The organism is Mesorhizobium sp. CO1-1-8, from assembly GCF_020164875.1.
Lineage (GTDB): Bacteria > Pseudomonadota > Alphaproteobacteria > Rhizobiales > Rhizobiaceae > Mesorhizobium.
The window spans coordinates 16,935-42,297 of sequence record NZ_JAIUGZ010000026.1; the positions used below are offsets into that span (position 1 = coordinate 16,935).

Consider the following 25,363-nt stretch of genomic DNA (forward strand, 5'->3'; position numbering starts at 1 on the left):
TGCTCTATGGGCAGGCCGGCAGACGAGTGGGACAAACACGCGCGGCGGAGTTCCATCGGGCGCCGATGCTATCCGCCGAGCCGGAAATACTTGGCAGTGGCTGAAAATTGCGATCCGTCGGTCTCGATCTCTTCGAGAATTTTAGGCAGCAGAACCGAGGCCGGCGTCGGCGCGGAGAAGGCCGCCGCCTGGATATCCTGCGGGCCGGTGATCACCATTATGATTTGCGGCACGGCCTTCCCGGCGGCCTTGTCGGCGGCGCCGAGGCCAATCGGGATGCTGAAGGTGGCCTTGTCGGATTGTGCGACGATGCGGTCGTCGAGATTGAACACCATGCCCTTGTGATCGATCAGCAGGACACTGGAAATGAGCCCGCCGCGCGTCACCAGCGTGCCGCTGATCGGCGTACCATCCGGCACCGATGTCCGGTCGAGAACAAGCTGCGGCTTGTCGGCCGTGGTCTGCCCGAGAAAGCGCAGAAAGTTGGTGACTTCGCATTGGCTCGGCTCGATGAGGCGGACGCTGATGTCCGGCTCGACATGGAATTTTGCCTGGAAATCGCCGAGCATCTGCTCGAACGGCTGGACCGCGGTGCCAAACCCCTCGATCGCGGCGGCCTTGTCGGTCGACGACGTCATGGTCGCATAGAAACAGTCGCCGCCGCCAAAGTCTCGAACCCAGGAGACACGTTGCGCGCTATCGTCGACGACCGGGGGGATCGCCGGTTTGGGTACGTTCAACGCGACGACTGGTAGGTCCGGCTGTTTGGCCGGAGGTGGCGAGGCGTTTTGGCCCTCGGCGTTCGCGGTATCCGCCTGGCTCTCACTGGGCGCCGGCACGGTCGCCTTGGGCGCTGCCGGCTGGCTGATCTGCGGCTCGGGCTTTGCGGTCTCCACAACCTTTGGCAGGACCGGCGGCGGCGTTGCGACCTTCTCAGCTGGCGCGGCTGGAAAGGCCGGTGGGGCTAGAGCTGCTTCAGGCGCCGGAGCCGACGTTTGATTGTTGCTGGCCATCGTATCCGGCTGGGGTACCGGCGATGTCTTTGCGGACGGCTGCTGGGTATCCGCTATGGGCGGCTTCGGGGGTTCTTCAGTTTGTGCGGAGGCAGCGGGCTTCGCCGGCTCCGGCGCTTGCACTGGCTTGGCATCTGCCTGGCCTCCAGCCGGCGGCGCGCTCGCCTCTGTTTGTGGTTGCACTTCCATTGCCGGCGGCTTCGCGGGTTCCTCGGCCTGCGCGGGGACTTCGGCGGGCTTGGTCGGCTGCGGCTTTTGAGCCGCCGCGGCATCTGGCTGTTTTTCAGCCGGCGGGACGCTGGCCTCCGGCTGCGCGGGTGGAACCAGCTTTGCCGGCTCGGGGGAGCTCGCGACCTTGTCCGTCTGGGTCGGCTTTGACGCTTCAGCTACCGGCTTCGATGGTTTAGTCGCCGAAAGCGATGCCTTGCCGGGAGGCGGCGTCGCAGGCGTCATGAAGCCGCTCAGATACAGGCCCGCACCTGAGGCGACTGCCAGCGCCGCCAGTGCAGCGATCGCGATGGTTCGGGTCTTCGTGGATTTTCCGGGGACATTGCTCGCGCCCGTGCGCGGCGGGCTGGGGACGGCCTGAGGCAACGGTTTGGACAAATGCGCTGGCCGGACATGCGGAACGAAGCCCTGCTCGCCCGGGCCCGTTGCCGCCGGCGCGTTGTGCCCCGCGACATTGGATGGCTGGGGCTTGGGATCAGGAGCAAGGGTTTGCTCGGCTGGTGGCAAAGCCGGCCGGTCGCGGGGTGTCCTGGATGGGGGCGGTGTTGTCGCTTCGTCTTCGCCGCGCGTCATCCTGGCGATGTCAGCCATGCTGACCGGCCGGTCTTGCGGATCTGGCTGCAGCATGGCTTCGACAATGCCGCGAAAATCGTCGTCGATGTCTGAGAGATCAGGAACGGTTCGACGCTTTTCGATGATCTCGTACTGTGATCCGCTCATGTCGATCGGCTTGCCGCGCAGGGCGGCAGCCAGCACCAGCCCAAGGCTGTAGATGTCGGACTGCTCGCTGACGTCGCCGCTGTACAGCCCGAGCTGTTCGGGTGAAACATAGTTGTATTTTCCCGCGAACTTTCCGCCGATCAGCGTCTCCCCGCCCACGGTCGCCGATCGCGCAATGCCAAAATCGATGATCTTTGCGCGGTCGACCCGGCCCCCTGGCAGGATGATGTTATCGGGCGACAGGTCGCGATGGATTGCTCCGGCCTGATGCACGGCGGCCAGGCCGGATGCGAGGCGATGGCAAAGCTTGCGCACCTCTTCCGTCGGCATCGGCCCACGCCGCATGATGTCGAACAGCGACTCGCCGTCGACGAATTCCATGGCGAGGTAGGGACGGCCGATCCCGGGATCGATGGTGAAGACGTGGTATCGCACGACCGCGTCATGCGACAGGTGATTGAGGATCGAGGCCTCCTTGCGGAACAAGGACAGGATCGTCTGGTCACGGGCAAACTCGGGCAGCACGATCTTGATCGCGACGTGGTCGCCGGTCTGGATGTTGTGGCCGCGATAGACCTCGCCCATGCCGCCAAATGCGATCCGCTCGTCAAGTTCGTAGATGCCGCTGAGCTGCGTGCCGACCGCGGTGTTGGCCACCTGCGGCGATATTCGCGTCTTGTCGTCGGCGCTCATCGGCCTCTGCCCTCCGCTCTGGACAGATCAGGGTGGAGCGATTGTCCATTGCGCCCGGTTCCGATCTTCACCAGTACAATGGTGACATTGTCCGTTCCGCCCCGCGTCAGCACCGTTTGCAAAAGATTTTCGCAGGCCGCCTGAGGCGTTGCCGACACCACCGCGGCCTCGATCTCCGCATCAGTGACATGTGCCGTCAGCCCATCCGTGGCGAGCACGAAAATGTCCCCCGGCATCAGTTCGCCCTGCTGGAAGTCGATGACGAAGTCATCGCTGACGCCGACCGCATGCGTGATGACATTGCGGCGTGGCCAGGTGAGCGCCTCGGCCGCGCTGATCATGCCTCGATCCAGCAGCTCCTGCACTTCGGTGTGGTCCTTCGAAATCTGCGAGATCGCGGCGTTGCGGATCAGATAGACTCGGCTGTCGCCCGCCCACAGGCAGGCAAACCGTCCGTCCATCGCCAACAGGGCCGCGATCGTGGAGCCGATCGTGATGCCGCGCGATTCCGATATGCTGCGGATTTCGGCATTGGCCCGGCTCAGCCTGTCCTCGAAACGCGCCCGCAGGTCCGGAGCTGAGCTTGCGATGCCGATCGTGGCCAGGTGGTCGACAATGCTGGCCGAGGCGACCTCTCCGGCCTCATGCCCGCCCATTCCGTCTGCCACCACCCAAAGGCCGGTTCGCGGCTCAAGCAGGTAGTTGTCCTCATTGTGTTCGCGGACACAGCCCTTGTGGCTCACGCCGAAACTGTCAAAGGGAAGGGCGACATCGCTCACCTTGCCACCAAACGCGTCTCACGCGTCCTCTGCGGCGCACTCCCGGGCGCCCGCTCACACCAGTCTGCCACAGGCTCGGCCATTAAAGTATCGAAATTAAGGTCCGGGCGCCTGAGGCTCCCGAAGGGAGTCACCGCATTGAAAAGTTCGAAGCCCATCTCAAAACGCCTTCGGACAGCTGAATCCGGAAAGTGCCGGAAGCAGGAACGGGTTGGGGCCGGAGCCGGTCTGGATCGTATAGCTGACGTCGCGCCCGCCGATCACGAAGCGCGCTTGGACATTGTTGTCGGTGCCGGTGATGGTCGCCTTGTCCATTAGCCGCTTCAGCGCCCACGGCCCTTCGAACTTGATGGTGGATTCGCGGCCTGGCATGTCCGGCGTCAGGCTGAGACTGGCGGATCCACTGGCCGCTCCGCTCGGCCAGGTCACGATGCTCGGCGCGCTGCCCGCCTGGTTGCTCTGCACGGCCTGGCCGTCGACATCGAGCACCGCCGCATCGGCATCGCCATGCAGTGAGAACGGCGTGAAGGTGATGCTGGCCGAGGGCATCGAACCGCCTTGGGGAAAGAACGCGCTGCGGATTTCGGCCGCCTGCTGGAAGCTTTTCAGCGTCGATTTCGACAGGTCGCGGCCGAAGCGCGCATCCTGTTTCCAGCTCCAGTCCTGACCACTCATGTCGATCAGCGATGCTAGGTTTTGCGCGAAGAATCGGTCCAGCAGCCCGCCCGGTGCGAACAGTTTCGCGAAATCCGCCATCGCCACATCCTCGGTGCCATTGCCGGCGAAAGGATAACGACCGTTGACCGCCGCCTCGCAAGGCGCCGTGACCGCCTGGTCGAGCAGCTGGTTCAAATTCGTCACCGAAGTCTCGGCGACGTTGCCTTCGAATTCGTCCGCCATCGCATTGACCATTCTGGCGAGTGGCTTGGGCAGGCGCGAGGAATTGGCACGAAGGGTGGCGATCTGCAGCTGCAGATTGGCGTTGACGCGTTCCGTCTGCGACGGCACGTCGGTCGCCAGTTGAAGGCTCTTGTAGATGTCGCGGAAATTCTGGATCAAGGCATCGATCGGGCGGCGCCCGGCAGGACCGCTCACCAAGGTCTGGAACGACCTGTATTGCGCTTCGATGTTGCCCCCGGGGCTCTGGTTTTGCGCCGCCGCGGATCCCGTGCCGGCATGGCTTTGCGATTTTCCGGTAGCTATTTGTATGCCGATCCGAGCCAGCCCCCCGGCCATCTTGGTGGCGTCTTGCGACTGGCCTTGAACCGTGTCGGCTTCAACCCCGGTGGCTGGCTCCTTGCCAGAAGCAGCGCCCCGCGTAAGGGCAGTTTCGGCGGCGATCGCCGTAAACAGCTGTTCGATCGGCGAGGTTGGCGATGCGACGGCGGAAAGCGCGATATAGTGCGGCTTGTCCTTCAGCATCGCTTTGAATTTCAACCCATCAAGAACGCTGTTCCACGCGGTTGCGAACTCCTTGCCATAGCGATCGAGGAGCTCGGGGCCGAGCTTCAGCAACTCCTGATCGATGCCACCCTGTTCGCCGCCGCCGCCAAGCACCCACTGGTCGTCGACGAGCATCTGCGCAATGCGCGAGAGCTGTCCGAGATAGAAACGGTTGAAGCCGGCATAGGTATAGAGGCCGGGAACACGAAGGCCCGACAGGTCGCCGCCATCGACACGCTCGAATACCAGCGGCGTTTCCGGTCCGCCCTTCACGGAAACGGAGAAATCGTCAAGCGCTGCCGAATATACCGCCGACTTGATCAAGGCGGAGGCGCGGTCGGCAAGGCTCATGCGCCCGAGCGCGCGCTGGGCCGCCTCGACGAGCGGCTGGTTCAGTTCGAAAACCGGATCATAGGCGTCGTCCAGGGCAAGCATGGCGCGCAGGTGCTTTTCGAGTTGCTCGCGTCCCTCGCGGTTGTTTTCGCCTGGATAGCGGTTTTGTTCCCAATCCTGCTTCATCCAGGAAACGATCAACGCGTCGTCGACCTTCGGCGCCTTGCCGCCAAGCATCAGATAGATTTTCAACGGCTCGTAGAGCGCGGCGGGATCAGCCATCTGGGTCTGGATCGTCCGCTCGGCCTGGATCAGCAGGCGCGATCGGAACATGCGCTCCAGCGCTTGCCGGTAGGCCGTCCTCGAGGCCGAACGCAGTCTCTCCCGCTGGCTGAGGCCAAACGTCTCCTCGATCGGTGTCGGCGCGGCCCCGGTTTCGAACCCGGCCGGCAGATCACGCAGCTGGTCGAGCGGACCGATGACGTTTTCGAGGTCGACATCGGTAACCTTGGTGCTTTTGAGCAGCGCATCCGCCGTCGTGCGATACTGGCCCATGGCTTGCGTGGTGGAGGCGATCAGGGATCGGTTGGCAGTGAAGCTCAGGGCCAGGGTGCCGAGGGCCGCCGCGGCGATCAACGTGATGGCGCTAAGCCCGGCAAATCTGGCGATCGCTGCCCGCCTTGCCGCCGATTTGTCGTACGAGACCCATCCGGATTCAGCGAAAATGACGCTTGTCAGCAGATCATGCAAAAAGAAGCTTTTGCCGGTTCCCGACAGATGGGAGCAGGAATTGCTGCCGAAGCTGCGGCCGATCGCGCCCAACACCTGATCGATGGGCGTTCCCTCTTGTGTGCCTGACGAGAAATAGAGCCCCCGCAGGCTGGCATTCACCTGGCTGCGGCCCGGATCGAACAGGCCGGCGATAAAACTCGCAATTCGGCCCTTCATCGCGCCAAACTGCGCCGGGAAGCCAAAGACGGATATGCGCGCGACCGGGTCAGCCTCTTCCTGAAGTCGATCAGGCATCTCCTCGACCAGACGTCTTGCCAGTGCATCGAATTCGGCCGGCGCCTCGGCGGCCATGTTCTTCGTGCGATCGTTGGTCTGGAATGTCGCGCCCCAGACCTTGCGCCGGCGCGTCTCGTCGAAATCGCCGAAATAGTCCATGAAGCCGACAACAAGATCGGCCTTGGTGAACAGCAAATACACCGGAAACTGGATTTTCAGCGTCTCGTGGATTTCCCGCAGACGACTGCGTATCTCGACGACATGAGCGTCAAGCTGCTGATCGTCGAGGCCGATGAGATCGGCAAGGCTGATCGTCAGGATGACGCCGTTTATCGGTTGCCGTGTGCGGTATTTCTTGAGCAGCGACAGGAAGGCGAGCCAGCTCTTGCTGTCGCTTTGGGCGTTGGAATCCTGCGTCGTGTAGCGTCCGGCGGTGTCGATCAGCACGGCCTGGTCGGTGAACCACCAGTCGCAGGCGCGTGTTCCGCCAACACCGGCGACCGGCTGGGCATCACCCGAAACGGCCAGTGGGAAATTCAGGCCGGAATTGACCAGTGCCGTTGTCTTGCCTGCGCCGGGCGGCCCGATGATGATGTACCAGGGGACCTCATAGAGGAAATTGCGCTTGCCGCTCGATCGTTTAAGCGCGGCGATCGCCTCGTTCATGCGCGCCTCGAGCACCTGCGAGTCGGCATCCCTGTCGTCGTTGCGGGCAGCGGCCGTCTCCAGCGCCTTTTGCGCCTTGCGCATTCGCCAGAAACGCAATCCGTAGAAGAGCGCTACGGCCGCCACGATCACGCCAATGATTGCCGCACGAAGCCAGACAGGCCCGAGAGGACGGCGATCGGCAAAGCGGATCAATGGTCCGGCAAACCACACTGCCGCCAAAAAACCGGCCAGCGCGATCATGCTGAAGATCCGCAGCAGCCAACGCGTCATCGGCGCTTCCAACCGGCCGTGCTCACAATGTTTCCTCCTTGGCGATCATCACATCGACCCGGCGGTTCGTGGCGCGGCCTTCCGGTGTTGCATTGTCGGCGATCGGCTCGTCCTCGCCCTTGCCGTCGACGGTCAGTCGCGAGGGATCGCTGAACTTCGGCGCCATCATCGTTTCAACGGCCTTCGCCCTGGCCACGGACAGGTCAAAGTTGGACTTGAACGGGCCCGATTTTCGCGGCTTCACATTGTCCGTATGTCCAACGATCCTGATTGGCCCTTGCTCGGGTTCCAGGGCGGCTGCGATATCAGCGGCTATGGGCTGGAACTCCGGTTTCGCATCGGCTCGGCCGGACTGGAACAGTAGGAGATTGTTGATTTCAACGACGATGAAGTTGCCCTTCGTGCCGACGGTCAGCCCGCCGGCTTCGATGTCCATGGCCAGTGCCGAGCGGATGCGGTCGATCTGCGTGGTTGTGGCGGCGGGAGGGGTGATTTTTACCGTTTCCGCCAACGGCGCCACGCTGGCGCGCTCGATGGCGATCGGTGTCGATGGGTTGAGGGCCAGCAACTCGCCAGCGGTGGCATCGCCTTCATTGGTGATGAAGACCCGTAACGTGAAGAACGCCGCCGTCAGCAGTGCCGACGCCGCTGCCGCGATGGCCCAGAGCGGCAGGCGTGTCGAAAACTGGGTCACCGTCGCCGCCAAGCCCTGCCAGCGGGGCGAAATGTCCTCGTCGGCGCGAGGCTTGAAATAGCGAAGCGTTTCGTAGACGTCGCGCCGGACGCGTTCGAGATTGGTGTCGTCGCGTGTCAGGCCGCGATACTGGCCCTCGAACCCCAGCGACAGGCAGACATGCATCATTTCGAGCAGATCATAATGCGCCTCAGGGCTGGCCAGGATCTTGTTCAGCGCTTCGAAAAAGCCCGTGCCGGTGGGCTCGACGTGGAAGAACTGCGACAGCATGCTGTGCTGCGCCCAGGCGTCCTTGCGTGGCCAGGGCAGGTTGTCGATGAGATCGTCGGCTGTTTCGCACAGGACAAATTTCGCAATCCGCGCATCCTCTTCGGCAACGCGTGCTTTCTCCAATGCCCTGTCGAATCTATCGATCGCTTCGGTGATATGTTCGGCCAACGGTTCCGCTTGTCTCTCGACGGGGATAAGCCTGAGTTGGCCGAACAGCATCAGCAACGGTGCGGCCGCGGCAAGGATCGGGTTTGCCGCAAAATATCGGACACTGTCGGTGACGTTGAGCAGGGTCTCCTGCCGCAGAGCCGACGTCGGCGCCGCTGCGGAAGCACCGCTTCCTGCCGCCACCGACGGAGTTCCCTGATAAATCACGGTCCCGGACGCCCAGCCCGGCGGGGTATGCCGGCCGACGCCGGGATCGAACACAGTCGATTCCTTGATCTGCGATGGTTGTCCGTTATCCCCGGTTGGCTCCGGAGGGACCGGCGCTGGCTTTCGCTCACGCCGTGGCGTGGCGCGAATGACGGTCTTGCCCGCCGGGCCGAAAGGATCGTCCTTCGAGCTCATCGCCGATCGTCCGTCCGCGCGCGGCGCCCGCATTCTTGCCGGACAGGCGCAAAGCCGTTCGCGGTCAGGTAAAGCAAACGCGAGCCTTGCGGGGCAGGGCAGTGCCCGCAGGAAGGTCGGCTACATCGTGCTATCTCGCCGTAAGATGACATTGTCGCAGACCCCCAGGTCGATCAGCCTTACCCGCTTAGCGAATTGTCGTATGCGATCGTAATCTCAGAAACTCTCGATTGGAACCGGATGCTGCGCACCGAAGAGGTTGTCTTCGTCGGCGGCAGCGCCACGGCTCCCGAAGCGCCTATATCTGCTTGTCGGCCTTGGCATAGGCTTCGCTGAAATAGGCCAGGAATATGTCCAACATGCCGTTCTCGTGTGCTTCCTCCATGGTTCGCCAGGTCGCGACAAAAGCGTCCCAGGCCTGGCTCTTTTTCGACGAGAACGACGCCGGCGGAAGCTTTCTTCCGATCGCTTCCGGAGACAGGTCGTCAAGCAGCCGCGACAGCGCGGCCTGCATGGCGGCATAGGTGGCGAATTCGTGCGTCTTGAGATCGCGGAACGCATCCTCGATGCTACGCCTGGCATCGAGATAGCCGGCTCGGCGCCGTGCGAACATGATTTCGAGGATGTCGTCGGTTCCCGGAACGAACTTCAGCGGATTGTTGTCGGCGGCACTGATCATCGTTCGCTGTGTGCTCTTGGCCAGCATCTTCGCCGCCGCGCGTGCCTTCAGCAGCAAGGTCAGTTCCTCGACCACCATTCGCAGCACCGCACCGATTTCGGTGGCAACTTCATGCGGGTCGCGCGATTGCAGCAATTCCGGCGAAATGCCGGCTCCGATCGCGATTTCCCTCAGCACTTCATCCCTGGTCGAAGGTAGGGGCGGTTGCGACGGGAACGTCGACGCCGCAACGCGCTGCCCGGACCGTTGCTCCGCGGGATCGAAAAACGGCCCATCTCCGAATTCCAGCGAGCGGCCTGCCGCGACCGGCATTTCGCGCTGCGTCGAACCGTGGCTGGGGTGACCGGTCGCAGCGCGCTCCTCATCGATAGACACGAAGACGACATAGCGGCCGATGAGCATCCGGTCGCCGTTGGCCAGCCGATGCGGGCCGGTCATGCGCTGGTTCGATCCGTTGATGTAGGTTCCGTTGCGCGAGACATCGTGCAGCCAGAACGCACCTGCCTCGTAGCGGACCTCGCAATGCCGGCTCGAGATGAACTTGTCAGGGTCCGACAAGGTCCAGTCGCAAGCATCGCGTCCGATCTCGAAGCTGCGATCCCGCGCCGCGTAGCCGGTCGAGACGCCCTGAGGCAAGGCGTCGACATTGTTGATTTGCAGACTGATGTACATCCAGGATCGCCGCCGAACACTGACCGATATTCCACATTCTAGCAGTTTGCACATACAACAGGACAGCAGCGTTTCGAGGCGATGTACCAACAGGGTAAGGTTTTCCGCCATGCGTCTCTTTGGTCGGCGAGACAACATGTGGTAGGCTCAACATGGCCTGGTGCGGCGGGTCGAAAAAGTTCCTGGGGCGGGAGCTTCAAATCCACCGCGCCGGCGGCCGCGTCCAGGAGGGGCACGACCCATGCCGAACGAACGTGCCACGGTTGTGCAGACACCGGTCGGCGCCGAGCTGACCTTCACGCATCTTGTCGGGCGCGACGAGATCAGCCGCTGCTTTGCCTATACGGTCGGGTTCGTCGGGCCCAGTTCCGAGATCGATCCGTTGAAGATGCTGGGTGGCATGGTTTCGGTCGAAGGCGAATCCGATCCGAAACGGTGGTTCAGCGGCTTGGTGTCCGAATTTCGCCTGACCCGCATCGAGGACCGGCTGGCCTACTACGAAGCGGTCGTCAGGCCGTGGCTCTGGTTCCTCGGCAATTCGACCGATTGCCGGATCTTTCAAAACATGACCGCCGTCGAGATCGTCGAAAAGATCTTCTCGAAATACGGTACGGCGCAATTCGAAAAGCGGCTGCAAGGGTCGTACCCCTCGCGCGAATATTGCGTGCAGTACGACGAGAGCGATCTGGATTTCGTGCAGCGCCTGCTCGAGCACGAAGGCATCTTCTATTTCTTCGAACATGACCAGGGCAAGCACACGCTCGTGCTGTGCGACGCGATGAGCAAGCTTAAGCCGGCGCCGGGCTACGAGAAGATACCCTATAATTTCGAGGGACAGGGCTCGCGGCGCGACGTCGAATACATCACCGAATGGATTCCGGGCAGTTCGGTGCGGCCGGGGGCCTATGCCCATACCGACTATGATTTCCAGAAACCTGGCGCCGATCTGATGGCGAAGTCGGCCCAACCGTTCAGCCACAAGGAAGCCTCCGGCGAGAATTATCGCCAGCCTGGGGCGCATCTTGACGTTGGGCGCGGCGACACCCTGGCCGGTGTCCGGCGCGAGGAACTCCAGGCCGTTCACCAGCGCATCACGGCGGTCGGCACTGTGCGCGGCCTCCATTCCGGCTGTACCTTCAAGCTGGAAAGCTTTCCGCGCGATGACCAGAACCAGGAGTATCTGGTGGTCAGCGCCGAATACAGGTTGTTCGATCCGGGCTACAGGACCCAGAACGAGGCCCACAGCGAGAATTTCAAGGTCGTTCTGGGTGTCGCACCGACTGCCTTGCCCTATCGTCCGCCGCGGATCACGACGCGGCCGATCATGCGCGGGCCGCAGACGGCAACGGTGGTCGGCCCTTCCGGCGAGGAGATATTCACCGACAAATATGCCCGGGTGAAGGTGCAGTTCCACTGGGACCGCCTGGGCAAGAAGAACGAAGACAGTTCCTGCTTCGTCCGTGTTTCGCAGACCTGGGCCGGCAGCGGGTGGGGCTTCATCCAGATACCGCGCATTGGCCAGGAGGTGATCGTCGACTTCCTCGAAGGCGATCCCGACCTGCCGATCATCACCGGCAGGGTCTACAATGCCTCGCAGATGCCGCCCTACGGCCTGCCCGGCAACGCAACGCAATCGGGCTGGAAATCCAACTCTTCCAAAGGCGGCGGTGGTTACAACGAGCTGATGTTCGAGGACAAGGCCGGCTCCGAACTGGTCAATTTGCAGGCACAGAAGGACCACAACCTTCTGATCAAGCATGACCGCACCAAGCTGGTGCAGCACGATCAGTCGGACCGCATCGACCACGACGCCAAGCATTCCGTCGGCCACAACCTCGACGAGGACGTCGGCAACAACAAGACGGTCAAGGTCGGCGTCGATCAGACCACCAATATCGGCAACAACGACACCGAGACGGTGGGCGTCAATCGCTCGTTGACGGTGGGATCGAACGAGACGATCAATATCGGATCGAACTCGACGGAGACGGTCGGATCCAATCACACGCAGACCGTCGGGTTGATCCAGACGATCACCGTGGGTGCGGCGCGGGTGGATTCAGTGGGCGCGGCTGAAACCCGAAGCGTTGGCGCCGTCCAGACGAATGAGATCGGCGCATCACGCTCGATGACGGTGGGGGCCGGACAGACTCACACGATCGGAGCGGCAGACAGCTGGACAATCGCCGCCGCGCAAAGCGTGAAAGTCGGGGCGGACCAGAGTTTCGCCATTGGCGGCGCGCAGTCGTCGCAGATTGGCAAGGCCAGGTCGGCAAAGATCGGCGCTGACGACGCAACCGATGTCGGAGGCGCGCACGCGCTCAAGGTCGGCAAGGGCAGCGGCATTCAAATCGCGGACGACAGCTCGATCAAGGTCGGCAAGAACCTGGTGATCGAGGCGGGCGACTCGATCACGCTCAAGTGCGGCTCGGCGTCGATCCTCATGAAAAAGGACGGGACCATTGTCGCCGACGGCAAGAACATAACGCTCAAGGGCAGCGGCAAGATCACCGTCAAGGCCGATGGCGATGTGATCGTCAAGGGAAGCACCATCAACAACAATTGAGGGCGTCATCATGGAAGTGCTGGATCGTATCGATGGCGTCGTGATCGGCCTGTTGATCGGCTTCGAAGGCGGGGCGCCGCTTGTTGTCTTTGTGGGCAATCCGCGCGAGACGGCGATCGCAGCCCGTAGCCTGGCCGAACTGGACGTTTCGGCGATCGGTTCCGAACTGGCCCTTCTGTTCGAGGATGGCGATCCGGCGCGACCGCTGGTCGTGGGACGCATCGTCGATCCAGCGCACAAGAGCACGGGACTGCAAGTCGCTCGCGAAGGCGACCGTGTCGTCATTACCGGGAAGGAGCGCATAGAGCTGCGCTGCGGGCAGGCTTCGATCATCCTGGAGAAGAATGGCCGCGTGACCATCCGCGGCACCCAGTTGACGAGCCAGGCCAGCGGCACCAATCGCATTCGCGGCGGGGCCGTGCATCTCAACTGAGGCGCTGCCGATGCATAGCGTCGCGACCATCGCTGCCATCGTGGATCAGCATGCCGAAGATGCCGCTTTCCTCTGGCTTCGCCGCTGCAGGGAGATTGACGGTCCTATCCTCGACGACACCGATATCGGCCGCATGGATCAGCGTCTCGACGCGAACATCGAAGGGCTCATGGCTGCCGGCAAGGCCGGCTGGGAAGCTGCTCAGGCCAGGTTCACGGACTATGCCGAGCCGGGTGAGGTTTTCGTGCTTGGCACGCTGGCATTGCGCTGGGGAGACGCCGACCTGGTAGCAGTCGCGATCGACGCTGCGGCGGGCCTCGGCGAGGTCGGCCTGTCAAGCCTTTCCGCCGCGATCGCGCGTACGCCGCGTGAAAACCTGCGGCCGTTGATAGCGAAGTGGCTGGATACGCGCGATGCGCTGCGGCGCTGCCTTGGGCTCTCGGCGCTCTGGCACCATCGCGTCGATCCGGGGCCGCGTCTTCATGATCTGGCGAACCATACCGATGCAAGGGTGCGCAGCCGCGCCGTCAGGCTCGCCGGCGCGCTCAAGCGACGTGACCTTCTGCCCGCTGCCATGGCCGGCCTTGACGGCGAGACACCCAAGGAGCGTTTGAACGCGGCGCTTACAACTTGTCTGCTTGGCGAGACGCGATCCGCGCACCATGTGGTTGACAAGATCGTACTGACGCAACCAGGACTTGCCGAGGCAGCGACCGAGATACGCTTGCTGACCTCCGCGACGGAGCCCGGCAAGGGCTGGCTGCAGAAGCATCTGGAACAGCCCGCGCTTCGCGGCGTCGCTATAGCCTCGGTCGGCCTGTTCGGCGACCGTGCGGTGATGCCCTGGCTGATTGAGAAAATGCGTGAACCGGAGTTTGCCGGTGCTGCCGGTGCTGCCCTGCGCGACCTTTTCGAGGTCGATTTCGGCGACACCGATCTTTTTGTCGTCGACCCGGCTGTCATCGGCAAGGACTTCGCGCATCTGGACGACAGTTCGCTGCCGGTGGCGGACCGAGTCGAGGCATGGTGGAACGAGGGGCGGGGCGGACGCGATCACCGGCCTTTCAGATCGATGCGCCGATTGCGGCTCGACGCATTGCGCACCGCACTGGCGACTGCCGAGGCGCCACTCGCCGACTGGCGTATCACGCGCCGCTTCCCGGCTTGGATGTGAATTTCAAAGCCGGGTCATAAGGGCCATCACCGCCGCGGCGCGCAGGCCGTTCTCAGAGGCGAGTTCACATACGGCGGTTGGTCCGGGTGCATAGTCTTTGAGCAAGCTGTCGGCCGCCAGCATCAGCGCCAGTGCGCCAGCGGCTGATCCTATGTCGCCGATCGTCATGGCAGGATAGGCAGTAGGAAGGATCTCCCGGCGCGTGCGGTAGAAACGCGGCCGTGCGATCAACTGCTCCCAGCCACCATAGCGCTCGCCGTTACCGTTGCTGATGACGAAGTCGATATCGGGTTCGGACGGCCCCGATCCGCTCACCGCATCGCGCAGGGCGCCGAGCAAGGCGCGACCTTGGCTGTAACGTTCAGAGAGAACGCTGTCTTGCTCTTGGGCCAACCCCACGCCATGGATTGCCGCATGGACGCGTGCCTTCCCTTCCGGCTTGGGGGTCAGCCGGACAAAGGCTGCCGCCTCGCCCGGAACCAGGCCTTGCGCGTTGTCTGCTCCCTTGAGGCGCCCCGCCCGCCCCAGCCGAGCGAAATCCGTGTCATTGACCAGACTGTCGACCCCACCGAGCAGAACCTGCCCGACACCTTGCTGCTCCATCATTTCCAAGGCGCGTTCCAGTAGGCCGATGCTTGCTGCCGCGCCGCCATCGATCGCGCGTGACGCAACATGGAATTTCTGCCCGGTCGCCGACATCACCGCCGTCAGGAAATCTGGCGGCGCGATGTCTCCATAGGCCGGATGATTGCGAAAGCTTTCAGGCGGGGCAAGCAGAATTGCGGTTGTGTCGGATGGGCACGTTCCGCTACGCAGCGCCTCGCCAATAGCACGCGCGGCCATATTGACCAGCCATTGGCCATCGGTGCGCCGCAGTCGCGAGTGAGCCCGGATTCGTGCAACGATCTGTGTTGCGCCCAGCGGTTCGTTCAGGATCATTTCCTCGAAGGCGGAGAGACCGGCCCTGATGGCCGCGACCGTTTGTGGCGCGTTAAGCCCGGCGGGCGTCACCGCTCCTGACCCAGCTATATAGAGCGGCCGCTTCAAGGGAGCCACACGGCGCGGGCGTGCAACGTGCCATCGCCGCCCAGCGGAGAATAATATTGCTTACCCTTTCGTCTGGCCAGCAGAAGTGCTGGCGTGACATGGCCGAATATTATTTCACGCAACGCCGGGGCATTCCGGCGCGTCACCAAAGATAGCCGTGCTTTCAGCGTCAGTCGCCAAAGATCCGGTTCGATGATCACTGTGTCAGGTATGAAGGCGCGCTCTTCTACCCTGTCGTCATAGATCAACCTTACGGGCGCGGTTATCCGTGGCAAGCGGAAACTCCATCGTGCCGTTGGCGTGAGGCCGACCAACGACACCTCTTCACCGCCGGCAAGCCGTGGTAGCTGCTGGTCGGCGGGCGTGCAAAGGTGATGTCGCGGATCGAAATCACTTGGTGGCAAAGGCCATTGCGTTTCGATCCATGCCTGGTCATAGGTGCCTGCATAGGCGATCCTTGGCTGCCAGCCACGCCCGATCACTCCAAACCCGGCCGGCTTCGGCCGGTCAGCGGGGCTGAGATACGGTTCGCCCGGATAGGTGATGTTCGGAGCCCGTGTCTTGACTGCGGGATCGGCGGAAACCGCATGATGGAAGCCCACGCCGACAGGATTGCGTTGTTCGACCCTGCCATCTGGGGTGGTGCCACCATAAGCACGCTCGTAGATGATTGGCATGGTCCTGAAAGGATGTGGCTGGCTGTAACTGCCGGAATCGTAGATACGGTCGCCGGCAACGTTCAGCACTTTGCGGACGCTGCCGACAGTCAGGCCAACTTGCATCTCACGCACCGGTTTGCCGTTTGGAGCATAGGCTGTACCGTTGACGATCACTTCCGCGGCTGGCTTGACCGGAGCGATGTCCGCCTCGTATCGATTCGACGAACGGACCGGGTCGCCAAACGGTACGTCGCCGAACGCAATCGGCATTTGTTCGTCCGCTGGGCAAAGCTCCCTATCTTGCTTCGGGGTCTCGAAGCTCGCCGAGAACATTGCCACCAGCACCTCCTGACCCTCGGCATCGGGCTGCACATGGATCGCTCCGGCAAAAGGCGTACGGTTTTCGAGCCAGACGGCGCGCGGCATCGTTCAGCACCAACTGCCTTTCTCGTCGAGACCAAGCGGCCAATAGGGCATGGCGGTTAGCACGAGAATGGCGCGCTTATGCCTGGCCCGGTCCAGTGTTGCCAGCAGGAAGTCCTCGGGAAGCATCGCCGCTTCCGGCGGCAGCTTGGCGGCTTCTTGAACGCAGGCGAGCCAATAGGTGCGCACGACCGACACGACGGTCTCGTGCGCTGCGGGACCGGCCGGCCAGCCGGCATAAGCCTTGCGCGCCGCATCCCGCAGGCTCTCGCCGTCCTCCGCGTGATTGTCGACGATTTCGCGCCACCATTCGATGGCCTGCTCAGTCATGCCCGCCAGCTCATCGAGGTAGAGCTGGTGCAATGGAACAAGATCAGGCTGGCAAGCAAGGTGCACCGGCGTGTCGACATAGTCCGGCATCGTGCCGCGTACATCCTTCGGCGCGTGGTGCAACCGCCGCCATCCGCGCTCGACATCGTGCAAGATGAAATCGGTGTCATCCATTTCCGACCTCTCTCTCGACCAGGAGATAGTCCTCCAGCCCGACGGGAATGAACATGAATTGACGGAAATGTGCGTAGAGGTCTGGACGCTCCTCCCGCAGCCGTTCGATCAGGACCTGGTGTGGCTCCGATGCCCGCTCGTCATACTCGTCCTCATCGTCCTCGTCGCCACCGAAATCGTCGTCGTCCGTTCCCCAATCTTCCTCGGAAGGGTCCTGCTCGTCTTCCAGCTCCTCCTCGCGATCCAGGCGCTCAATGAGGATGGCAAGCCTGAGGAAATGCTTCCGGAAAATCTGGACCATCACGGGATGTGACCCTGTCCGGCTCGGCCAGATATCATCGATATTGAAGCCCTTGGCAGTGTATTTCCGGCTTGCTTTCAACCGCTCGAACCACTGCACCACAGCTGGTAGTGCGGCTTCCATATCCGCGACATATTCCTCGAAAATCCGGTCGAAGTCGCCACCTGATGTCATCGCTATATTCCAAGCTTCGTGAGCAGCGCCGTCGTGTCTGCCGTGCTGACGCTGCCGCCTTGGGTGTTTGAGCATGCCGCGCATTGCGGCTGAACGGACTTGTTGTCTTTTTTCCATTTCTCGAAAATTGCCGGGTTGCGGCAGCCGCCCAGTTCCTTCCAAACGACGGACTGCGGAGGCTGATGGTCGGCAACCCAACGTTTGCCACGGTTATAGCGACGGCCGCTGCTCTTGAAGAAACCTGTATTGATCGATTTCTGGCACGACCAACAGGCCGCGCGCCCGCGTACGTGCGCCCGCTGCCGCTTCGTGGTCTTCGTTTCCGGAGGATCTTCCTTGCCCGGCGGGCATCCCTTGCCCGCGTCGGCCAGCATCGTGGCGAATTCCGGCCGCTGCAGGTTCTCGATGACCTTGACATAAGTGCAGATAATGTTGGGCGGCGTCGACATGCAGTTCTGGATGGCAAGGTCGCTGTGGCGCCCCACACCCTTGCCCTCGACCTTCACCGTGAAAGACCAAAGCGTGCACGATGCCTTTCCCTTCGTCTTGTGTGTCACGACGCCTCCGCCCTGCGTCCCGGCCTCGTTGCCTGAACTGGTGGATACCTCGGAAACGTTTTCCAACGCGGTCGGATTGCCGTCGATTTTGACGCTCTTGCTTCCCTTCGTCAGATCGCCAGCCGACATGTTGTTCACATAGGGTACTGGCACCGGCCCGGTTGGCGGTGGCGGCGGAGACAGACAAACGTCAATGGGGGCAGTCCCCGTGCCCCCGCTCCCTTTGTGGAAGAAACCGTTGCCTTCTGCAAAGACCGTGCAGCTCATTGCTCCGACACCTCTGTCACGGCTCTTGCTGCCCGCATCGCCGGCAGGGCGTTCGCGGCAAGATCATGGATGTCGACAAAGCTGAATTCGTAGATTTCCCAGTCGTCACACCAGAAGGCGATCGGCTGCGCCTCACTTTGTGATGCTGGAGGCGCAAGCGTGGCAAGCTTTTCGTTCAATCGCGCCATCGGCCAGGAATCCTCGACAGCGCCCTTGATGAAACCCGCGACCATATCGAACCACCGATCGCCAGGATCGGGCGGCGAGCCCAGCCGCACGATTGCGAAGGGATAGTGCCGGCCGACGCGGTCCTCGCTCATCCGCCAGACGCCGGCGCAGGGCTGCTCGCCAAAAATGCCGGCCTGGACAATGAAACGCCAGGCCCGCGGATCGAGCTCGCCCTCATCGGGCCGCGCGCGCAATTCCATCGACATCCAGCGGTCCCAGCGGTCGATAAACGTCCGCGGCAGATTGGCGGCGACGAAATCCCCCGTCGCCGGTATCTTGCCGAAGAAGCCGGTGCTTATATCTGCGGCGGACATGAGAATTTCTTGAACATCTGGAGGTTGTAGGGGTTTTCGACGCTGGCGGCCTTCAGCTCGAAATCGGCGTACATGCCTTTCGTCCCCAGGCGCAGGCTGTAGACATCGGACAGCGAGGTTCCGGTGAATCGGCCGCTGCGCAGCATCCTCAGCCACGCCCAGCTGCCGGTCTCGTTGAGCATGATTTCAGGTGAGCCATCAATGGGCTGGAAGGCGAGCGAGATGACCCCGGTGCCGTCCTTGCCGGGCCAAGTCATCGGTTGCGGCCGCGTCGCGTTGTTGAAGTAAACGAGCGTCTGGCCATCGAGATTGAGCGTCACACGCGTGACGTTCGGGGACAGGTCCTTCGGTTCGAGCGTGAAGCTCATCACCGGTCCGGTACCACCGGGAAAGAGGTCGTCGCGTATCCGCCTGGCCTGCTCGAACGCTGCCAGCGCCGAAGGGTCGAGGCCAAAGTCGGCACGCCATTTCCACGGCTGGCTAGCAGTGTCTACATAGCTGATCAAATGGTCATTGACGAAACCGTCGATCAGCCCGGCCGGTCCGAACAGGCGGGCGAAGTCGCGGACATTAACGTCCACCGCGCTTTCCGGACTGAATGGATAGCGGTCGTTCAGCGCGGCCTGGCAGAAAGGCAGTATGTCCGCCCGCCAGATGGCGTTGAGCTCCGAAGTGACCGCCTTCTGCGTCAAATTGCTGGTGTCGCCGGCAATTCCGCCGAGCCAGGCGTTGATCGGGTCCGGCAGAATTTGCGCTTGCCTGGCGACCGCACCCGTCAGTTCGGCAAGGCCGCCTTGCTTCTTGATGGCATCCTGGGGATCGGGATTGGCTGTGACAGTCTGCAACACGTTGGACAGCGCCGTCAGAGCCACCACTGCGGCGTCGAGTGCTGGCGGCTGGCCGTCGACCTCGGCAATAGCACCTTTGAGCGGCTTGAAGTGTTCCGCCACCAGGTTGCCTGTAAGATCCACCTCGTCAGCAGAGCCCGCGCGTGGAAGCAGCTTTGCCCCCGTTTTGACGATCTTGCCGAGCTTGCCGAGTTTGCCGAGCAGTTTCGAGCCGCCCTTGGCCGCCGCCTTGTCGTCGGATGGCGCTTCATCGGACCGGGTAAGCTCGGTCTCCCGAACGACCGCCGTGAGCAGGCGTTTCAGTGCTGAATCGGCGCTGGAAAGATCCTTCAGATTCTCGCTGGCGACATTGAGGTCGCTCAACGGCGCTAGCCTCATATCGCGCAGGAAGCTGTCCCACTGCGCGATATAGTCATCGTAATAGAGCTTCAGGATGTCCTCGGACAGTGCCGACACCGACGTTTCGGAGTTCTCGGAGCAGCCCCCGGCGAAGACCACCCGATCCAGCGCCGCTTGTGCTGCCACGTCCTCGATCCGGTCAAGAATGGCGTCGTGGAAGCCGGAATAGGTGAATGCTCCGGAAATGCCGACGCGAAGCGTCTTGTCGGAGCGACGCGCAAAAACCTTGGCGCCGTTGGGACCACCGAAATTCGCCGGGATCCATTCCTTGAGCCCCGCCACCGCCGGATCGGCCAGCAACTGCTTGTAGGCACGCGCCGGCAACGAAATCGTGCACACTGTTTTCAGCGCTTCGGCAACCAGGGCCTGGTCGGGCTCGATATAACTTTCGTCGACCGTCATCCGGCGGATGGCGGCAAGCTGATGCTCTTCGGCGTCGGCGGTTGGAAATGGTGCCGCGGCCGCGAATTCGGGCAGGCTGTTCACCCACCAGTTCTGGGCGTAGTCGGGATCCATCTGCGACAGACCCGTCATCATGCGGTAGGTCTTGAGAGCGCCGAGCATGAAATCCGGATCGCGGATCTGCCGCCACATGGTGGCCTCGAGAAGGGCTACCATGTGCGGCTCAAGCACGTTGCGCAGGGCGTGATCGTAGGTGTCGGTCTGAGCCCGCACCAGTTCCGCCGAGGCCGATGGTCCCAGCAGATCCTGGACTGCGCCCGGCGGTACTGTCCGGGCATTTGCGACCGCGTCCATCGCCTCGAGCGCGTTGTCGATGGCAGGCTGCTGCACCGATCCCGGGTTTGCGGCAGTCGAGGTCAGCGGCGTTTGCAGTGCCTCGAACTGGCTTGCCTGGGCCGAGATCGCGTTGCGGTTGTCGAAATAGGACCAGGTGAACAGCCCGCTGGCCAGCAAGGCCGTCGCAGCACATGCGGCCGCCGCGCCACGCCACATCCAGGCCCGGCGGCGTTGCGCCAGCGGGTCGAATGTACCCAGGCCTGCTTCCCTGAATATGACGTCGGTGAGCAGGTTCTTCAGGAAGAAGCTGCGTTTCTCCACCCTTGGTGTGGCCAGGGCCCGCCGTGCCGGAAGACCGAAGGACGACGAGAGCGCCGCAGTCAGCCGGTCGATGGGTGCCCCTTCCTGGGTCGCCGATGTCAGATATAGGCCGCGCAGCCATGCAGCCTCCTCATACCGGCTTTCGCCGAACATCGCCTCGACCAGGACCTGGATCGGTTCGGACAGGCTTGCGAGTTGGGCGGGAAACCGGAAGATCTCGGCACGGGCCGCGAGTTTTTCCTCATCCTCCAGGCGCGGCACCAGCCGACGCTCGAGTTCCGTGGTCAGCGTCGAAATTTCTCGTTCGATGGTCTTGGCATCCACGCGCGCATCCAACGCGAAGGTCGTTCCCCAGACCTGCTCGCGCGAGGCGGTGGACAACCCGCCAAAGAAGGCCTCGAAACCCTTGATCAGATCGGCCTTGGTCAGCATCAGATAGACCGGAAGGCGGATTTCGAGCCGGTCGTTGAGTTCGGCCAGCCGGCGTCGGATCTTGCGGCCGTGTGCCTTGATGGCTTCGTCGCCCTCCGAAAGTACGTCGATCGAAAGCGCGACGATCACGCCGTTCAGCGCGCGGCGACCGCGATGCCTCTTCAAAAGGTCGAGGAAGCCCAGCCATTCCACTGCGTCCACATCAGGCTGGCTCTCCTGCTGAACATAGCGGCCAGCAGTGTCGATCAGAACCGCGTTCTCGGAAAAGAACCAGTCGCAGTTGCGGGTGCCACCGACCCCTTGCAGGTCGTCCGTGAGGTCGATCGGAAAATTCAGTCCGGACTGCCGCAGAGCCGTGGTCTTGCCGGTGGCTGGCGGCCCGACGATCACATACCATGGCATCTCGCGCAGAAACTTACGTCCGCCCAACTTGCGGCGCTTCAGTTCGGCCATCACCTCGGTGAACTTGGCACCCACGGCAGCGACGTTCTCTTCGCCGGGGCTCAGCGGCTTTTCCACCGCGGGCGCGGCGATCTCGGCGACGAACAGGCGGTTGGCGCGGATCGCCCGGCGCTGGGCGACGATCAGCCAGATCAGCCAGAAGATGACCAGCAGCGCCATGATGACGATGCGCACATTTTCGGAGGCGAATGGTTCATAGGGACCGACCCTGACGATCGGGCCGAACACCCAGATGACCAGAGAAAGCAGCGTGATGCCGATCAGCGTCCACAGCCAGCGCGATGTCAGAACCGCCCAGAGGAAGCGCAGGATCAACATCTCACAGCCTCTTTTCGACAAGCACCTCGACGCGGCGGTTCAAGGCTCGCCCCTGGCGCGTGCTGTCACTGGCAACCGGGTCCGTGGCGGCACGGCCCTCGGAATGGACGCGGTCCCGTGGCACTCCATTCTGGACCAGCATGTCGGCGATCGTCTGGGCTCGAGCCTCCGACAGTCGCTGGTTGGTCGACAGCGGATTGGTCTTCTGTAGAGGAACGCTGTCCGTATGACCGATGACCGTGATGTTCCCGATCAGCTCCAGATTGGCGAGGATCACCTTGGCGATCGAGCCGATCAGGGGCTCGAAGCCTTCGGTCAGTTGTGGCCGCGACGACTGGAACAGTTCGGGGTTGGAGGCCTGGATGATCAGCTTGGCCAGCGAAACGCTCTCGGTGCCGGTGAGGGCGGATTTGAGATCGGCCGGCGCTCCGGCCTGGAATTCCGGCAACAGGGCAAAATCCACTTTCTCCGGCGGCGGGGCGTCGACCTTGGGCGAGGTCCGGGTGATGCTCCCGCGTTCAGGCGGCGGCAATGCGCGCACAAGGGCTGATAGTTCGACCGCCTGGCTGCTCAGTCCCATCGACAGCCCGATATGGATGGCCGTGGCGACGACCGCCGCGCCGAGCGCCATGACCCAGATCGGTACGATGAAGCGTTGCGGCTCGTCGGATGCGATCACGCCCTTCCAGTTTGGCGACAGCGGCGCGCCTTCGGCGTCGGCGTCGCGCAGGAAGCGTGCCGCCGCCGCGCGAACCGCATTGAGCGAGCGGTCGCCTGAGCGGCCGGGCACGCGATATTTGCCGCGGAAGCCGAGCGCCATGCAATTATACTGCAGCTCCAGCAATTCGCGGTCACGGTTGGGATGGCGCTCAAGTTCGTCGAGACGCGTGAAGAACTGCGTGCCGGCATCGACGTCGCCGCGCAGCATCACCACGAGCGGATGCCGCGGCCAGGCGCTGGCCCCGCCCCATGGCGTGTTCAAAGCGAGATCGTCGAGCAACGCCGCCACCACCCAGGCCGCCTGGTCGGCCCGATCGAGCGAGGATACGGTCGCCATTGCCGTGTCGCGTGCCCGAATCAGTTCTTCGAGCAATCGCGTGCGCAACGCCTCCGGGTTCTCCGGCGCCAGTGCGCTTTCAAGCTCGGGCGCGAATTCCAGCAAGGGCGCGAAAGCGTTGACGAGCGCGTTCGGGTGGGTTCGAGACCGCTTGACCGCCGCGCCCGTCAACAGCGGCGCCATCGGCCGCGGCATCGGCGCGCCGGTCAGCCTTATGCGGGTGCGTTCGCGATCCTCCGACAGTCCGAAAGGATCATCGCGGCTCATCATCTCACCTGTTCACCGAATAGCAGTCCACCTGCGGCTCGCTCGGCAACACGCCCGAAACGCCGATCACGAAGCCGGGGGCATCGAGCAGCGACGCCCAGTGCTCGCTTTTCTGGTCCAGCTCGAGGCACAGCCGATCGCCATCGTAAGGGATTTCGCGCGGCTGGGAATGAAGTGGTTTCAGCGGAATGCCGGGCAGACGCGATTTCCACAGGCCCTCGAACTGGTCGGCCGAGCCGACGGTCGCCTGGTTGACGAAAATCTTGCGCAGCGCGTCTTCCGACAGCTCCGAACCAACCCGGATGACGATGCGGCTGGCGACCAGCAGCTTCGGGTTGTCGATGCGGATTTTCCAGACATTGGTCGAATGCCGCATGACCGGCAGCGCCCGCGATTTCGGCTCGATGTATCGCAGGCTGAGGATGAGCGAGCGCAGCGCATCCGCCAGCGCCATGTAGGCTGGGCCTGGGGCCATGTGATCATACGCGGGCAACTCACCCAGGCGCCGCGCGCTCGAGCCATAGGTCGCCATCGAACCGGCTAGCCCGGCAAGTTCCAGGTAGAGCTCGGCCGGATGGAAGACGTCCTGCGCCAGCATGTGGGCTAGCCGCGGCCGTGCGGCATTGGCGAGGTTGAGCATCAGCAGGTCTTCGACGCTGCGCCCCGGTCCGCCCATCACCATCTTGCCATGCGCCTCGGCGATCTGGTCTAGTCCCGTGACGACTTCCTGCAGCAATTGCCGATACCAGGCGACCGCGCCTGTCACCAGTGTCGGCGGCAGGAAGGTCTCGTCCAGCGAGACGCCGCCATCGGCTCGAACCCCCTTGAGGTCGGCGATCGGCAAGGCGGTGTAGCCGCCAACCGATTTGCCGGGTGCCAGCAGCAGCGCCTGCGGCCGGGCGATTTCGATTTCTTCAGGATCCGAACCGCCCTGGACGGCGTCGCGCACCGAAACGATCCGCCCATGGTAGCGCGCTCCCGAGGCGGCGGCGTGTGCGGGATCGAAGCCGACACCGCCGGGCGGCTCGAGCGGCAAGGCGACCAGCACCGATCCGGCGCCTGTATCCGGGGTGACCGGCAACGGTCGCGGTGCGTCCATCATCTCTGGAATGGCGAAGGGTGTCCCATCCGGGAAGATGCCGCGAGCCGACAGGATGGCGATCTGTCCGGCATCGAGCAACGCCTGGTCCAGCGTCAGTTGTTGAAAGCCGAACGTATGCAACTGGCCGGCTTGCAACGCGCCGCGCACCGTCGCCTCGAAAAAGCGATCCTGCTGCTGGAAATGCTGGGTCCGCAGGAAAAGCCCTTCGGACCACAGCACCCTGTTTGTATCGCTCATGCCGCTACTCTCTGCATCGAGCTTCCCCTTGCCCTGGCCGCTAGGCGGAAATACCGCCGCTGCCAAGCGTGACATTGATCGTGAATTTTGATCCCGATGACACCGACTTGGTCGTGCGCCAGTTCCTGCCGGTCGGCTCACGGATCAGCGCAACGAAGCCCAGCGCCGCCGCGTCCGGTTCGACGGTGATGGTCTTGGACGCGGATTTCCCCGGCCCGACGGCGATCTGGTCGGATCCGATGAGATCGCCTGCCAGCGCCGAGCCGGCATCGCCCTGCAGGGCAAAGTAGTCGGCGGAATTGAATTTGCCAGTGCTGCGGAGCCGCATGACGAGAACTGTCACCGGCCGGTCGCCACCGCCTGGTCCTGGGTTCATGCCGGCCCCGCCGGACACGTTGACGGTGATCACCGAAGGTTTCGGCGGACCGCTCTGGCAAGCCGCAAGCAGTCCAGTCGCGCCCATGGTAACAACGAATTGACGTCGATCAATCATG

At 63.0% G+C, this 25,363-nt stretch carries 18 protein-coding genes; 3 read left to right on the forward strand and 15 right to left on the reverse strand.

The annotated features are described in order from the left end of the window. Positions 1-68: 68 nt before the first annotated feature. The 5 genes from LB558_RS31175 to tagH form a co-directional block, all read right to left on the reverse strand. Complete coding sequence (locus tag LB558_RS31175; RefSeq protein ID WP_224701006.1) at positions 69-2,654, reverse strand: serine/threonine-protein kinase; 2,586 nt, start codon at positions 2,652-2,654, stop codon at positions 69-71. Then, on the reverse strand, positions 2,651-3,433 hold the full coding sequence (locus LB558_RS31180) for a PP2C family protein-serine/threonine phosphatase (RefSeq protein ID WP_224701008.1): 783 nt from the start codon (positions 3,431-3,433) through the stop codon (positions 2,651-2,653). The genes LB558_RS31175 and LB558_RS31180 overlap by 4 nt, the downstream gene beginning before the upstream one ends. Positions 3,434-3,592: 159 nt before the next feature. Beyond that, on the reverse strand, positions 3,593-7,156 hold the full coding sequence (gene tssM, locus LB558_RS31185) for a type VI secretion system membrane subunit TssM (RefSeq protein ID WP_224701010.1): 3,564 nt from the start codon (positions 7,154-7,156) through the stop codon (positions 3,593-3,595). Positions 7,157-7,178: 22 nt separating this feature from the next. Beyond that, positions 7,179-8,690: a type VI secretion system protein TssL, long form gene (gene tssL / locus LB558_RS31190; RefSeq protein WP_224701012.1), complete on the reverse strand. Its 1,512-nt coding sequence runs from the start codon at positions 8,688-8,690 to the stop codon at positions 7,179-7,181. Between the two features lie 298 nt (positions 8,691-8,988). Then, entirely contained in the window at positions 8,989-10,041 is a 1,053-nt protein-coding gene (gene tagH / locus LB558_RS31195) for a type VI secretion system-associated FHA domain protein TagH (RefSeq protein ID WP_224701014.1), read from the reverse strand. A gap of 241 nt (positions 10,042-10,282) precedes the next feature. Between tagH and tssI the strand changes: the two genes are divergently transcribed. From tssI to LB558_RS31210, 3 genes are read left to right on the forward strand one after another with little or no spacing between them, the layout of a single operon-like run. Continuing rightward, positions 10,283-12,607 (forward strand): type VI secretion system tip protein TssI/VgrG, encoded by a 2,325-nt coding sequence (gene tssI, locus LB558_RS31200; RefSeq protein ID WP_224701016.1) that lies wholly within the window; start codon positions 10,283-10,285, stop codon positions 12,605-12,607. Between the two features lie 10 nt (positions 12,608-12,617). Continuing rightward, on the forward strand, positions 12,618-13,040 hold the full coding sequence (locus LB558_RS31205; RefSeq protein ID WP_263495470.1) for a DUF6484 domain-containing protein: 423 nt from the start codon (positions 12,618-12,620) through the stop codon (positions 13,038-13,040). Between the two features lie 10 nt (positions 13,041-13,050). After that, entirely contained in the window at positions 13,051-14,214 is a 1,164-nt protein-coding gene (locus LB558_RS31210) for a hypothetical protein (protein WP_224701018.1), read from the forward strand. Positions 14,215-14,217: 3 nt separating this feature from the next. On the opposite strand, the gene LB558_RS31215 is transcribed toward LB558_RS31210, so the two are convergent. Genes LB558_RS31215 through tssJ form a run of 10 tightly spaced genes read right to left on the reverse strand, consistent with a single transcriptional unit; the run spans position 14,218 to position 25,362 of the window. Further along, a complete protein-coding gene (locus LB558_RS31215; RefSeq protein ID WP_224701019.1) occupies positions 14,218-15,225 on the reverse strand; it encodes a hypothetical protein in 1,008 nt (335 codons plus the stop codon). A gap of 32 nt (positions 15,226-15,257) precedes the next feature. After that, positions 15,258-16,346 carry a DUF2169 domain-containing protein gene (locus LB558_RS31220; RefSeq protein WP_224701021.1) on the reverse strand — a complete coding sequence of 363 codons (1,089 nt, stop codon included), beginning with the start codon at positions 16,344-16,346 and terminating at the stop codon, positions 15,258-15,260. A 3-nt stretch (positions 16,347-16,349) separates the two neighbouring features. Then, a complete protein-coding gene (locus LB558_RS31225) occupies positions 16,350-16,847 on the reverse strand; it encodes a hypothetical protein (RefSeq protein ID WP_224701023.1) in 498 nt (165 codons plus the stop codon). After that, entirely contained in the window at positions 16,840-17,322 is a 483-nt protein-coding gene (locus LB558_RS31230; RefSeq protein WP_224701025.1) for a hypothetical protein, read from the reverse strand. Before LB558_RS31230 ends, LB558_RS31225 begins: the two co-directional genes overlap by 8 nt. A 2-nt stretch (positions 17,323-17,324) precedes the next feature. Then, positions 17,325-18,146 carry a DUF4150 domain-containing protein gene (locus LB558_RS31235; protein WP_224701027.1) on the reverse strand — a complete coding sequence of 274 codons (822 nt, stop codon included), beginning with the start codon at positions 18,144-18,146 and terminating at the stop codon, positions 17,325-17,327. After that, on the reverse strand, positions 18,143-18,688 hold the full coding sequence (gene tagF, locus LB558_RS31240) for a type VI secretion system-associated protein TagF (RefSeq protein ID WP_224701029.1): 546 nt from the start codon (positions 18,686-18,688) through the stop codon (positions 18,143-18,145). Before tagF ends, LB558_RS31235 begins: the two co-directional genes overlap by 4 nt. Next, positions 18,670-22,206 (reverse strand): type VI secretion system membrane subunit TssM, encoded by a 3,537-nt coding sequence (gene tssM, locus LB558_RS31245; RefSeq protein ID WP_224701031.1) that lies wholly within the window; start codon positions 22,204-22,206, stop codon positions 18,670-18,672. Before tssM (LB558_RS31245) ends, tagF begins: the two co-directional genes overlap by 19 nt. A 1-nt stretch (position 22,207) precedes the next feature. Next, positions 22,208-23,530 (reverse strand): type IVB secretion system protein IcmH/DotU, encoded by a 1,323-nt coding sequence (gene icmH, locus LB558_RS31250; protein WP_224701033.1) that lies wholly within the window; start codon positions 23,528-23,530, stop codon positions 22,208-22,210. Between the two features lie 4 nt (positions 23,531-23,534). After that, positions 23,535-24,869, reverse strand: a complete 1,335-nt coding sequence (gene tssK / locus LB558_RS31255) for a type VI secretion system baseplate subunit TssK (RefSeq protein ID WP_224701034.1) — start codon at positions 24,867-24,869, stop codon at positions 23,535-23,537. A 40-nt stretch (positions 24,870-24,909) separates the two neighbouring features. Continuing rightward, complete coding sequence (gene tssJ / locus LB558_RS31260) at positions 24,910-25,362, reverse strand: type VI secretion system lipoprotein TssJ (protein ID WP_224701036.1); 453 nt, start codon at positions 25,360-25,362, stop codon at positions 24,910-24,912. Between the last annotated feature and the right edge of the window lies 1 nt (position 25,363).

Excerpts from the sequence above, each read along its gene's own strand:
- LB558_RS31210 (WP_224701018.1), top strand. The coding sequence starts at position 13,051 with ATGCATAGCGTCGCGACCATCGCTGCCATCGTGGATCAGCATGCCGAA.
- tagH (WP_224701014.1), bottom strand. The coding sequence starts at position 10,041 with ATGTACATCAGTCTGCAAATCAACAATGTCGACGCCTTGCCTCAGGGC.
- LB558_RS31235 (WP_224701027.1), bottom strand. The coding sequence starts at position 18,146 with ATGAGCTGCACGGTCTTTGCAGAAGGCAACGGTTTCTTCCACAAAGGG.
- icmH (WP_224701033.1), bottom strand. The coding sequence starts at position 23,530 with ATGAGCCGCGATGATCCTTTCGGACTGTCGGAGGATCGCGAACGCACC.
- tssI (WP_224701016.1), top strand. The coding sequence starts at position 10,283 with ATGCCGAACGAACGTGCCACGGTTGTGCAGACACCGGTCGGCGCCGAG.
- LB558_RS31230 (WP_224701025.1), bottom strand. The coding sequence starts at position 17,322 with ATGACATCAGGTGGCGACTTCGACCGGATTTTCGAGGAATATGTCGCG.
- LB558_RS31225 (WP_224701023.1), bottom strand. The coding sequence starts at position 16,847 with ATGGATGACACCGATTTCATCTTGCACGATGTCGAGCGCGGATGGCGG.
- tssJ (WP_224701036.1), bottom strand. The coding sequence starts at position 25,362 with ATGATTGATCGACGTCAATTCGTTGTTACCATGGGCGCGACTGGACTG.
- LB558_RS31205 (WP_263495470.1), top strand. The coding sequence starts at position 12,618 with ATGGAAGTGCTGGATCGTATCGATGGCGTCGTGATCGGCCTGTTGATC.
- tssM (WP_224701010.1), bottom strand. The coding sequence starts at position 7,156 with ATGACGCGTTGGCTGCTGCGGATCTTCAGCATGATCGCGCTGGCCGGT.
- tssK (WP_224701034.1), bottom strand. The coding sequence starts at position 24,869 with ATGAGCGATACAAACAGGGTGCTGTGGTCCGAAGGGCTTTTCCTGCGG.
- tagF (WP_224701029.1), bottom strand. The coding sequence starts at position 18,688 with ATGTCCGCCGCAGATATAAGCACCGGCTTCTTCGGCAAGATACCGGCG.
- LB558_RS31220 (WP_224701021.1), bottom strand. The coding sequence starts at position 16,346 with ATGCCGCGCGCCGTCTGGCTCGAAAACCGTACGCCTTTTGCCGGAGCG.
- LB558_RS31175 (WP_224701006.1), bottom strand. The coding sequence starts at position 2,654 with ATGAGCGCCGACGACAAGACGCGAATATCGCCGCAGGTGGCCAACACC.
- tssM (WP_224701031.1), bottom strand. The coding sequence starts at position 22,206 with ATGTTGATCCTGCGCTTCCTCTGGGCGGTTCTGACATCGCGCTGGCTG.
- tssL (WP_224701012.1), bottom strand. The coding sequence starts at position 8,690 with ATGAGCTCGAAGGACGATCCTTTCGGCCCGGCGGGCAAGACCGTCATT.